Here is an 11,618-nt window from a genome sequence, read left to right on the forward strand (position 1 = left end):
TCAGCCCGCCTCGCGGCAGTCAACCACCGGTGCCGCGTCCGAATCAGCGGCGGAGGCGGACAGGTCCAGCCACACCTGGCCCTCGGTCACGCGGATCGGGAAGGCATGCGTGCAACCCGAATCCGCGCCGGTGGCTGCGCCGGATTGCAGGTCGATCACCCAGTTGTGCAGTGGGCAGGTCACGCGTTCGCCGTGGACGATGCCCTGCGACAGTGGCCCGCCCTTGTGCGGGCACTGGTCGCGTAGCGCGAAGACCCGATCGTCCGCAGTGCGGAACACGGCGATATCGCCGTTGGGGCCGGCAACGACCCGCGCACCCAGCGGCGGGATCTCATCGAGATGACAGATCGCGGTCCAGCTCATGCCGACACCTCCGGACGCGGGGTCCCCGGCGTGCCATCCACCGGCCGGATGGGAATGAACTCATGCGCCGCGTGCCCGGCGGCCCGCTCGGCCCAGGGGTCCACTTGCGCCACCTCCTGCGACTCGAGGAAGCGCGCATACAGCACGGCGCGGTTCTCGGCGTCCTCCACCAGGCGTTCCTTCACCCGGGTCAGGCCGACGCGTTCGATCCATGGCGCGGTGCGCTCCAGGTAGCGCGCCTCCTCGCGGTAGAGCTGCATGAAGGCCCCGGCGTATTCGAGCACCTCGGCCTCGGTCTCCACCTTGCAGAGGAAGTCGGTCGCGCGGACCTTCACCCCGCCGTTGCCGCCTACATGCAGCTCGTAGCCGGAGTCCACGCAGACCACACCAAGGTCCTTGATCGTCGCCTCGGCGCAGTTACGCGGGCAGCCGGAAACGGCCATCTTGAACTTGTGCGGGGTCCACGAGCCCCAGCTCATCCGCTCCAGTTGAATGCCGAGGCCGGTGGAGTCCTGGGTGCCGAAACGGCACCACTCGGAGCCGACACAGGTCTTCACCGTACGCAGGGCCTTGCCGTAGGCATGACCGGAGACGAACCCGGCCTGGCCGAGATCGCGCCACATCGCTGGCAGGTCGCTCTTTTCCACGCCCAGCAGGTCGATGCGCTGGCCGCCGGTGAACTTGACCGTGGGCACCTGGTAGCGCTCGGCCACCTCGGCGATCGCGCGCAGCTCGGCCGGCGTGGTCACCCCGCCCCAGATGCGCGGGATCACCGAGTAGGTCCCGTCCTTCTGGATGTTGCCGTGGGCACGCTCGTTGATGAAACGCGACTGGGCGTCGTCCTGGTACTCCTTCGGCCAGGCCGCCAGCAGGTAGTAGTTGAGCGCCGGGCGGCAGACATGACAGCCGTTCGGGGTCTTCCAGCCGAGGGCCGCGAATAGCGCGTCCATGGTCTTCAGGCCGTCGCCGGTGATCGCCGCGCGGACCTCGTCGTGGCTGTGGTCGGTGCAGGCGCAGACGGGCTTTTTCGCCGGGGCGTCGGAGTAGTCCCCGCCCAGCGTGGTCGCCAGTAGCGACTCGACCAGTCCGGTGCAGGAACCGCAGGAGTTCGAGGCCTTGGTGTGGGCGCGCACGTCCTCCAGCGTGAACAGCTTGTGCTCGCTGATCGCCTGGACGATATCCCCCTTGCACACACCGTTGCAGCCGCAGATCTCGGCGTTGTCCGGCATCGCCGCCACGCGCGAGGCCTCGTCGCCGTGGCCGGAGTCGCCGATATGCGCCTGGCCGAACAGCAGGTTCTCGCGGATATCGGCGACCGGCGTGCCGTCGCGCATCAACTGGAAGTACCAGGAGCCATCCAGGGTGTCGCCGTAGAGCACTGCGCCCTGGATGCGATTATCCTTCAGCACCAGGCGCTTGTAGACGCCGCGCGCGGCGTCCTGGAACACCAGATCCTCGGTGGTCTCGTCGCCGCTGAAGTCGCCGGCGGAGAACAGGTCGATCCCGGTGACCTTCAGCTTGGTCGAGGTGATCGAGCCCTCGTAGCGCCCGATCCCGTACTCCGCCAGGTGGTTGGCGCAGACCTTGGCCTGCTCCCACAGCGGCGCGACCAGGCCATAGGTGGCCCCACGATGCTGCACGCACTCCCCGACCGCGTAGATCGCCGGGTCATAGGTCTGCATGGTGTCGTTCACGACCACGCCGCGTTCGCAGTGCAGCCCGGAGGACTCGGCCAGCGCGGCATTCGGGCGGATGCCGACGGCCATCACCACCAGATCGGTGTCGATCTCGCTGCCATCGGCAAAGCGCACGCCCGTGACGCGCGCGTCCCCGAGGATCGCCTGGGTCTGGTGCGCCATGCGAAAATGCATGCCGCGTTCCTCCAGCGAAGCGCGCAGCATGCCGGACGCCGCGGCGTCCAGCTGGCGCTCCATCAGGTGATCCATCAGATGCACCACGGTCACGTCCATGCCCTGGCGCATCAGGCCGTTCGCGGCCTCCAGCCCCAGCAGCCCACCGCCGATGACCACCGCACGCCGATGCACGCGGCTGGACGCCAGCATCGCGTCGACATCGTGGATGTCGCGGAAGCCGACCACGCCGTCGAGATCGGCGCCCGGCACCGGGATCATCACCGGATCCGAGCCGGTCGCCAGCAACAGCCGGTCATACGGTGCCTCGGTGCCGTCCTCCGCGATCACCCGGCGACCGACACGGTCGATCCGCTCGATGCGCTTGCCCTTGTGCAGGGTGATCCCGTGCTCGGCGTACCAGGCATCGTCGTTCAGCATGATCTCGTCGACGGTCTTCTCCGAGGCCAGCACCGGCGAGAGCATGATGCGGTTGTAATTGCCCCAGGGTTCGGCACCGAACACGGTGATGTCGTACATGTCGGGCTTGAGCTTCAGCAGCTCCTCGACCGTGCGCATCCCGGCCATGCCGTTGCCGACCAGTACAAGCCGCGGCTTTTCGCTTGAGCCGTTCATCACGCGGCCTCCGCTTCCGGGTTTCTGTGGCGTTCATGGAGGAAGCGCAACACCTCGGCCCGGTAGTGGTTGTATTCCGCGTTGTCGGCCATCGCCAGGCGGTCGCGCGGGCGTTCCAGCTCGATATCCAGCACCTGCCCGATGGTCGCCGCCGGACCGTTGGTCATCATCACGATGCGATCGGATAGCAGCACCGCCTCGTCCACGTCGTGGGTGACCATCAGCACGGTGTTGCCCAGATCGGACTGGATGCGCATCACCTCGTCCTGCAGGTGGGCCCGGGTCAGTGCGTCCAGTGCACCGAAGGGCTCGTCCATCAGCAACACCTTCGGCTCCATGGCCAGCGCCCGGGCGATGCCCACGCGCTGCTTCATGCCGCCCGAGATCTCGTCCGGGCGCTTGTCGAGCGCATGGCTCATGCCGACCATCTCGAGCGTCGCGAGTACCCACTCACGGCGTTCGGCGCGGGATTTCTTACCACGGAACGTCTTGTCCACCGCCAGGCCCACGTTGTCGCGCACCGTCAGCCAGGGCAGCAGCGAGTGGTTCTGGAACACCACGCTGCGATCCGGTCCCGGCTTGCTGACTTCCTTGCCGTCCAGGATCACCGCGCCGGTACTGGTCTCCAGCAGCCCGGCGACGATGTTGAGCACCGTCGATTTGCCGCAGCCGGAGTGGCCGATGATGGAGATGAACTCGCTACGGTCCACGTGTAGGTCGACGTCGCGCAGCACCTCGGTCGCCGAAGGCCCTTCGCCGAAGGTCTTGTGGACGTGTTCGATGGAGAGATAGCTGGTCATGATGTTTCTCCTGTGAGGGGCCGACTCAGCCGGCCTGCGTGCCACGGGTAACCCAATTGCCGACGATGGCAACCAGACGGTCGAGGAAGAACCCGACCAGGCCGACGTAGACGAGTGCGAGCACGATGTCGCTGAGCATGGAGGCGTTCCAGGCATCCCAGATAAAGAAGCCGATGCCGACACCGCCGATCAACATCTCGGCGGCCACGATCGCCAGCCAGGCGAGACCGATCCCGATGCGCAAACCGGAGAAGACATACGGCGCGGCGGCCGGGAGCATGATCTTGGTGAAGTACTCGAAGCCGTTCAGGCGCAGCACGCGGGCCACGTTCACGTAGTCCTGCGAGATATTCCGGATGCCGACCGAGGTGTTGATGATGATCGGCCAGATCGCGGTGATGAAGATCACGAAGATCGCCGACGGATTGCTGGCCTGGAACGCGGCCAGCGAGATCGGCAGCCAGGCCAGCGGCGGCACGGTGCGCAGCACCTGGAACAGCGGGTCAAGTCCGCGCATCGCCCAGGTGGACTGGCCCACCAGCACGCCCAGGCCGATACCGGCGACCACCGCCAGCGCATAGCCGTAGGCCACGCGCTCAAGGCTGGCAAGCAACTGCCAGGCCATGCCGACGTCATTACCGCCATAGTCGTAGAACGGGTTGACGATCAGTTCCCAGGTGTCGGTGATCACCTGACTCGGGGCGGGCAACACGGCTCCCTGGGATGACGCCATCATCTCCCAGATGAGCAAAAAAAGCGCCGTGACAATCACCGGCGGCACCACCACCGCCGCGGTGTGGCGCAGGCGCCGGCCCCAGGCCCCGGGGTCGCCCCCGGGGATCTTGCGCGGCTTGGTCGCGGTCGTCGCGACCTTCCTGGCCACGGGTTGGGTGGTCGCACCCGCGGCCGCCGGGCGCTCGCGCCCGGAGCCGAAGGTCATGGTGCGGTCGAGAATGGCACTCATCGCGAAATCCTCTTGAATCGTTTGTTCGAGTGTCGTCGGACGACGGCGTCAGGACGCGATCGCCTTGATTTCCAGGCTGTCGAGGTAGGCCTGCGGGTCTTCCGGGTCGAAGACCTTGCCGTCGAAGAACGCCTCCTTGCCGCGCGAGGTGGACTCGGGGATGTCGGCGGAGTCGATACCCAGCTCGGCAGCGGCCTCGCGCCAGATGTCCTCGCGGTTCACCTCGTCCACCAAGGCCTGCATGTCCAGGTCCGGCGGCAAGTAGCCCCAGCGAATGTCCTCGGTGAGGAACCACAGATCGTGGCTCTTGAACGGGTAGGAGGCTTGGTCCTTCCAGTAGCGCATCTGGTCCGGGTGGTCCTCGACCACGCGGCCGGTGCCGTAGTCGAAGTTCCCCTGCATGCGGTCGATGATGTCGCCGTACGGGGCGTGGATGTAGCGCCGGCGCGAGCAGATCTCGGCGACCTCCTCCTTGTTCGCCGGGTCCTCGCAGTACATCTGCGCCTCCATCACCGCCATGGTCAGGGCGCGCGCCGCGTTCGGATGAGCCTCCACCCAGTCGGCACGCATGCCCAGCGCCTTCTCCGGGTGGTTGTGCCACAGTTCGCCGGTGGTGTTGGCGGTGTAACCGATGCCCTGATTGATCAACTGCATGTTCCACGGCTCGCAGACACAGAAGGTGTCCATGGAACCCACGCGCATGTTGGCGACCATCTGCGCTGGCGGGACCACGATGGTGGCGATGTCGCGGTCCGGATCGATCCCGCCGGCGGCCATCCAGTAGCGGATCCACAGGTCATGGGTGCCGCCGGGGAAGGTCATCGCCGCACGAATGTCGTCACCGCCGGCGGCCTTCTCGGCCAGGGCGCCCTTGAACTCCGTGGTGTCGGTGCCGACCTTCAGGTCCGCGTACTCATCCCCGACCGAGATGCACTGCCCGGCCAGGTTCAGTCGCGCGAGGATCGTCATCGGCGTGCCCCGGCGATGGATCAGGTAGGGCATTGGCGTGAGGATGTGCGAGCCATCGATTCCGCCGCGTTGCGACCCCAGATCCAGATTGTCGCGCACCGTGCCCCAAGAGGACTGCTTCAGCACCTGCACATCGGGCATGCCGTGAGCGGCGAAAAAGCCCTTCTCCAGCGCAATAAAAAGCGGTGCGGCATCCGTCAGGGCAATAAACCCGAGCTTCGCCTCGGTGGTCTCCGGCTTGCCGTTGCCAGCCTTTGCATACCCCCAGGGCGCGGCGCCCGACATACCCATCGCGGTTGCGCCGATACCTGCAGCCACGCCGCCCAGGAAACGCCGGCGCGACAGTCCGGAGGTCTTCTTCGTGTCGTTTGTGTGATCAGTCATTGCGGGCTCACTCCCCTAGTCAGAATTCCCGTGCAAAAACGAAAAAAGGCGTCGCATCAGCCCGGCTGCTCGTGCAGCCGGGTGATGGACGCCTTTGTCCAGTCCCATGGGAGGCCCGGTCAGCGGGTCTCCCTGTTGTCAGACGACGAACCGCCATTGGCTCGTCTTGCCCATACTCCTGCAGGAGGTGTGCCAATTAGCCGTTGCTAGGCGACCCTGCGGGAAACAATCGCGCCATGGCGCGGAAAAATCGGACGGTTCGCCGCATGGAGTCGAACCCTTGAGGGGTTCGAGGCCCGGATCAAACCGCTTGAGGCACCACCCTGGGGCGCATTGGAGGTGCAAGTGAACCGCATTGGTGCGTCGCGATACAGCCCCCGGCCCCTTTCCCCATGGGGCCGGACTACAGGCCCTTCCCCAGCAGGTCAGACATGGCGACGGTCGCCTCGGCCACCTCGGCCAGACGCCGGTTCTGGTTCATCGCAGTCTGGCGCAGGAGCTTGTAGGCCTGGTCCTCCGTCAGGCCGCGATGCTGGATTAGCAGTGCCTTGGCTCGCTCAATGGTCTTGCGCTCGGCCAAGGCCTGGCGCGCCGCCTGCAGCTCGTCCTCCACCGACTGCAGACGACTGGCCTGGCGTTGCACCAGGTCCATCACCGAATGTCCGACGATCGGCACATTGAGCGGGTTATCGCCGCCCACGCCGTCGGAATCCAGCCCCTCGGGCGCACCGAAGAACACCGCATACGGCACGCTGTCGCGTAACTCCGACTCGGCCAATTGCGCGATACGGTCACGCACCGCACCCAGGTCCGCGCGATCCGCCACGATGCGCGCGGAGCAGCACTCGTTCAGGTGCATCTCCAGCCGATCCTCGATCTCCTTCATCGCGTCGATACGCGCAGTCGTGCAGGCAAACCACGCCTCGGCCCGGGCCGGGGCCGGGGCCGGCTGACCATCGGCCTGGGTGCAGGCCTGACGGCGCAGGCGCTCGACCTCGGCGGCGAAGCTCGCGCCCTGTAATTGACGCCAGGCTCCGCAGGCCGATTCCGGGGCGAACTCGGAGAAGATGCGAAACGAACGTTCCTGGGCATCGATACGGTGTAACAGCGCCTGGCGCAGTTCGCCGTCAAACACGCCCTGGCCAAAGCCCGCAGCACCGATCGCGCGTTCCTGACCCGCAAGCTCCTTGCCCTGCATGAAGTTCAAAAGAGCGACCAACGCACCGGAGACCTCCGGGTCAGTAGCCGAATCCGCTGCCTCGAATACCACGGCCAGGAGCGACCGGATCAGTTCGCTGAATCCGCGCATCGCCTCCATCGGCGAAAGCGTGCGCTCGTTGACCTCCTCGCGCAGGCTGGGCAGCCCGGACAGCCCGTGCAGGGCCAATGCCATGCGCCCCAGCAACCGGCTGCGCGCGTGGGCACAGGCCCCCGGCTGTAACCAGCCATCAAGGTGTTCGCGAAAGGCCGCCGCCGTGGTGTCGGATTCGGTTCGATACTGCCCCAGCTCCTCGGCATAACGCTGGCCAGCCGAGCCGATCCAGAGGCTGGAAGCGCCGCGTTCACGCTGCAGTTGATGCACTAGGGCCCGGATGCGCCCGACCAGTTGCACGGCCTCCAGCAGGCGCTCCAGGCTCACTACCTCGCATTTGCGCGAGGCGACCAGGAAATCGCCAATGGCCTCTTCATACGAAACGCTCGGCGATAGGGTATTCGGGGGGAGATTCTGACTCATGCTCATGATCCGCGGATGCCTCGCGGAACAAACAAGCATGCAATGTGCCAGTTCGGGGCACTGGCAGGGGCGGGAGATCAGAACGAGCGGGGGATCACACCCCCGCGCGCGAGCAACGATGAACGATCAGAAGCTCATCGAGCGGTCGAAGTCGGCGACGGCCTGGACGTACTGGCCCATGCCGGCCATCTCGGCGTTCGGCAGGAAGTTGTGTTCGCCGACGTCGCGGCCCTTGGCGCAGGCCTCGCAGGCCCAGAACGGGACGCCTTCACTGACCAGTGAATCGACGATGTCCTTCATTGCCGGCATGTTGTGGCCGACGATCTTGTCGTAGACATTGCGGTTGGCGATGTTCACGGCCTCGCCCTGCAGCCAGACGGTCACGTCATGGCCCTGCTGCTTGGCCACGTTGGCGGCGATCATGCCGAGCGTCGCACGGGTGGGGTCGTCGGTACCGGCGGTGACAGCAACAATAAAGCGCATGGGGTTCTCCTGAGTGCTTGAAACGTGCTGCAACCCTAGCGGCAGGCACGGCCGGCGTCGATTTCCCACAAGCCGCGGAGAAACACTCGGATCAGGGCCTGCCCCTAACCGTAACGCTGGTCCGGTAGAGCTTGAAGGCCATCAGCAGCCAGGGGATGGCGTGCATGACCAGGTCGAGGGTGTCCCGCACCCGGGTCAGCTCGCCGGCGAGCAACCAGCGCAGCTTCTCCGCGACATGCGGCTCGGGGATCCAGGGGGCCAGGCCCAGCGTGGCCACCAGCAGGGCAAACAGCCACAGCGGTGCGCGATCGACCCAGCGTACGAAGGCTTTCATCGTGCGCATCCTACCCAAGGCCCGCGCACGGCGCAGCCCGTTCTTGCCGGCAACGGGGCCGCCTTCTACACTTTTGCCAGCTTCAGGGGGGCGCGACTCGGCAGGCCCGGGAACCCCCTGGCCTCACCACCGCGGTCCGCAGTAGCCGCCCGGTCCGGAAGACCATCATGGAAGCCCTGCTCGTCTCCACCGTCATCGTCGCCATCGCCGAGATGGGCGACAAGACCCAGCTCCTCGCGCTGCTCCTGATCTGCCGCTACCAGCAGACCTGGCCCATCATCTGGGGCATCGTGGTGGCGACCCTGGCCAATCACTTCCTCGCCGCGCTGGCCGGCGTCTGGATCGGCGCGAGCGTGCCGGACGAGTGGCTGCGCTGGGGGCTGGGGCTCGGGTTCATCGTCATGGCCGCCTGGGTGCTGGTGCCGGATAGCGAGGACGAGCTGCCAGCCCCCTCGAAACACGGCGTGTTCTGGACCACCACGGTGCTGTTCTTCCTGGTCGAGATGGGCGACAAGACGCAGGTGGCTACCGCCGCGCTGGCCGCGACCTTCGACAACCTGATCCTGGTCGTGATCGGCTCGACCATCGGCATGGTCCTGGCCAATGCGCCGGTCGTATGGCTGGGACAGCGCTTCGCCTGCCACCTGCCGCTGCGGCTGCTACGCGCGCTCGCCGCGCTGCTGTTCTTCGCCCTGGGCCTCGGAGTCCTGCTCGCCTGGGTCTGACTCCGAGCGCAGCATCTTCTGTCCCAGCCAGATGCGCCGCACCAGGCGCGGCAGCAACAGCAGCAATGCCAGCACCGCGAGCAGCGCCAGACCCAGTTGCACCCCGCTGTCGGCACCACTGGCCACCTCGCGGGTGGCATGCCCCAGCCAGGCATAGGCGAACAGGCCCGGGATCAGCGCCACCACCGTCGTTAGTGCAAACACGGGCAGCGGCAGGCGCACCAGTCCCAGGGCATAGTTGGTGGGCGCAAACGGAAACACCGGCACCAGCCGGGTCAGGGCCACCACGCGCCAGCCCTCTGCCTCTACATCCTCGCGCAGCCGGGTACTGCGCGGCCCCATGCGCGGGACCAGCCAGGGCTGCAGCCAGGTACGGGCCAGCATAAAGGCGATGACCGCCGCCACGGTGGCCGCCAGCAGACTAAGGGCGCCACCGGTGAAGGGACCGAACAAGGCCCCGCCCAGCAGGATCCAGAAGGTGCTCGGCAGCGGGAACAGGGCCAGCACGACAAACGCCAGCACGAATACCAGGTAGGCCCCAGGGCCCCAGCTGAGCAGCCAGACCTCCAGCTCGCCCAGCGGAACGCCGAGGCTGGGCCACTCGGTGGTCAACAGGATCCACGCCAGCGAGACCCCGAACAGGATCGCCGCGACCGTCAGCCAGCGCTTGTGATGTCGAATCCTCATGTCACCCCGTCAGCCCCCGTCCCCGGGGTCTTCACCGCCGCTGCCGCGCAGACGCTCCAGTCGCTCCGCCAGCGCGCGTTCGGTGCCATCCCGGCGCGGACTATAGAAGCGCGCTTCTTCCAGCCCTTCGGGCAGATAGACCTGTCCGCGCGCAAACCCGTCCGGTTCGTCGTGGTCGTAGCGATACCCGGCACCGAAGCCCTCGGCACGCATCAGCTCGGTCGGGGCATTGCGCAGGTGCAGGGGCACGCCCGCGCTGCCGCTGTCGCGGATGGCGGCCCGGGCGCCGTTCAGCGCGGCATAGGCGCTGTTGCTCTTGGGTGCGGAGGCCAATTCGATCACTGCCTGTACCAGCGCCAGATCGCCTTCCGGCCGGCCCAGACGTTCCATGGTCTGCCAGGCCGCCAGCACCCGCGCACCGAGGCCAACCGCGGCCAGGCCAATGTCCTCGTAGGCCATGCGCAGCAGGCGGCGACCGAGGTAGTCCGGGTCACAGCCCGCATCCAGCATGCGGGTGAGCCAGTACACCGCGGCGTTCGGATCGGACCCGCGCACTGACTTGTGCAGGGCGGAGATCTGGTCGTAGAAGGCATCGCCCTGACGATCGAAGGCCAGTGACTGCGCCCCCATCACCGCGCGCAGCGCGTCGCCGGTGATGGCGCCATCGCGCGCCAGGTCCGAGGCGGTCTCCAGCCAGTTCAGGGCACGCCGGGCATCGCCATCGGCGGCGCGCGCAAGGCGCTGACGCTCCTCAGGGTCCAGCGTCAGACCGCGCCCGCCCAGACCGCGCTCGGGGTCATTGAGGGCCCGGTCGATCAGAGCCTCGATGGCCTCCGCCCCGACCGCCTCCATGCGATAGACCCGCGCGCGCGACAGCAGCGCGCTGTTGAGTGCGAACGAAGGATTCTCGGTGGTCGCGCCGACGAAGGTCAGCGTGCCGTCCTCGATGTGCGGCAGCAGTGCGTCCTGCTGGCCCTTGTTGAAGCGATGGATCTCGTCGATGAACAGCAGCGTCCCGACACCGTTGCGGCGGCGGGTCTTCGCGGCTTCGACGACCGCACGGACGTCCTTGACCCCGGCCAGCACGGCGGACAGCGTGACCAGGCGCTGGGCTCCGGCCGCCGCCACCAGCCGCGCGAGCGTCGTCTTGCCGCAGCCGGGCGGGCCCCAGAGGATCATCGAAGGGGTCTGGCCCTGCTCGATCGCCTGGCGCAGCGCGGCATCGGCGCCAACCAGGTGGTCCTGGCCGACCATCTCGTCGAGCCGCGCCGGACGCATGCGCTCGGCCAGCGGCGCCGACGGATCCGGGGCTACCGGGGTCGGTTCGGGTTCGGGCGAGGCCACGTCCGGATCGGGGCCGAACAGATCGCCTTCGGGGGAATGACTCATACGGGGATTGTAACCCTTCGGACGAAAGACCTTTTTTCACCACGCAGCGCACGAAGAAGGGCGTATTGCACCACAGAGGACACGGAGGGCACGGAGAAAGCCAAAAAGGGCACGGCGCCGGAGCCGCATTTGGCGGGGTAGGATGCTGTTGAGCGCAGCGAAACGCATCGGTCGGAAGGCGGCGACATTCCGGGTTCTCGATGGTGATGCGTTTCGCTGCGCTCAACGCATCCTTGTGTCTTGCGGTTCACGGATCGCTACCATGAACCGTACCGGGCTCGGGGTAACCCGAACGCATC

Annotated in this window: 11 protein-coding genes; 1 reads left to right on the forward strand and 10 read right to left on the reverse strand. The window is 66.9% G+C overall.

Features of this window, described 5'->3' with window-relative positions:
* The 8 genes from nirD to F816_RS0106015 all read right to left on the reverse strand — a co-directional run bounded on the left by nirD (position 1) and on the right by F816_RS0106015 (position 8,518).
* Positions 1-363 (reverse strand): nitrite reductase small subunit NirD, encoded by a 363-nt coding sequence (gene nirD, locus F816_RS0105980; RefSeq protein WP_019593943.1) that lies wholly within the window; start codon positions 361-363, stop codon positions 1-3.
* Positions 360-2,849 carry a nitrite reductase large subunit NirB gene (nirB, locus tag F816_RS0105985; protein WP_019593944.1) on the reverse strand — a complete coding sequence of 830 codons (2,490 nt, stop codon included), beginning with the start codon at positions 2,847-2,849 and terminating at the stop codon, positions 360-362. The genes nirD and nirB overlap by 4 nt, the downstream gene beginning before the upstream one ends.
* On the reverse strand, positions 2,849-3,649 hold the full coding sequence (locus F816_RS0105990; protein ID WP_019593945.1) for an ABC transporter ATP-binding protein: 801 nt from the start codon (positions 3,647-3,649) through the stop codon (positions 2,849-2,851). Before F816_RS0105990 ends, nirB begins: the two co-directional genes overlap by 1 nt.
* Positions 3,650-3,674: 25 nt before the next feature.
* Positions 3,675-4,613, reverse strand: coding sequence for a nitrate ABC transporter permease (gene ntrB / locus F816_RS0105995; RefSeq protein WP_019593946.1), 939 nt, complete (start codon positions 4,611-4,613; stop codon positions 3,675-3,677).
* A 48-nt stretch (positions 4,614-4,661) separates the two neighbouring features.
* Entirely contained in the window at positions 4,662-5,966 is a 1,305-nt protein-coding gene (locus F816_RS0106000) for a CmpA/NrtA family ABC transporter substrate-binding protein (protein WP_019593947.1), read from the reverse strand.
* A 403-nt stretch (positions 5,967-6,369) separates the two neighbouring features.
* Positions 6,370-7,701, reverse strand: coding sequence for a nitrate regulatory protein (locus tag F816_RS0106005; RefSeq protein ID WP_019593948.1), 1,332 nt, complete (start codon positions 7,699-7,701; stop codon positions 6,370-6,372).
* Between the two features lie 126 nt (positions 7,702-7,827).
* Positions 7,828-8,184 (reverse strand): DsrE family protein, encoded by a 357-nt coding sequence (locus F816_RS0106010; protein WP_018167932.1) that lies wholly within the window; start codon positions 8,182-8,184, stop codon positions 7,828-7,830.
* Between the two features lie 91 nt (positions 8,185-8,275).
* Positions 8,276-8,518, reverse strand: coding sequence for a hypothetical protein (locus tag F816_RS0106015; RefSeq protein ID WP_019593949.1), 243 nt, complete (start codon positions 8,516-8,518; stop codon positions 8,276-8,278).
* Positions 8,519-8,685: 167 nt separating this feature from the next.
* Between F816_RS0106015 and F816_RS0106020 the strand changes: the two genes are divergently transcribed.
* Positions 8,686-9,243: a TMEM165/GDT1 family protein gene (locus F816_RS0106020; protein WP_018937968.1), complete on the forward strand. Its 558-nt coding sequence runs from the start codon at positions 8,686-8,688 to the stop codon at positions 9,241-9,243.
* Here F816_RS0106020 and F816_RS0106025 read toward each other — a convergent pair.
* Both F816_RS0106025 and F816_RS0106030 read right to left on the reverse strand, forming a co-directional pair.
* Complete coding sequence (locus F816_RS0106025) at positions 9,178-9,930, reverse strand: TVP38/TMEM64 family protein (RefSeq protein WP_019593950.1); 753 nt, start codon at positions 9,928-9,930, stop codon at positions 9,178-9,180. The two genes, F816_RS0106020 and F816_RS0106025, sit on opposite strands and share 66 nt — an antisense overlap.
* A 9-nt stretch (positions 9,931-9,939) precedes the next feature.
* The gene (locus tag F816_RS0106030; protein ID WP_019593951.1) at positions 9,940-11,319 is read right to left on the reverse strand and encodes a replication-associated recombination protein A; all 1,380 of its coding nucleotides are present in this window, start codon (positions 11,317-11,319) and stop codon (positions 9,940-9,942) included.
* Positions 11,320-11,618 lie beyond the last annotated feature (299 nt).

It is taken from the genome of Thioalkalivibrio sp. ALM2T (assembly GCF_000381505.1).
Taxonomy (GTDB): Bacteria; Pseudomonadota; Gammaproteobacteria; order Ectothiorhodospirales; family Ectothiorhodospiraceae; genus Thioalkalivibrio; species Thioalkalivibrio versutus.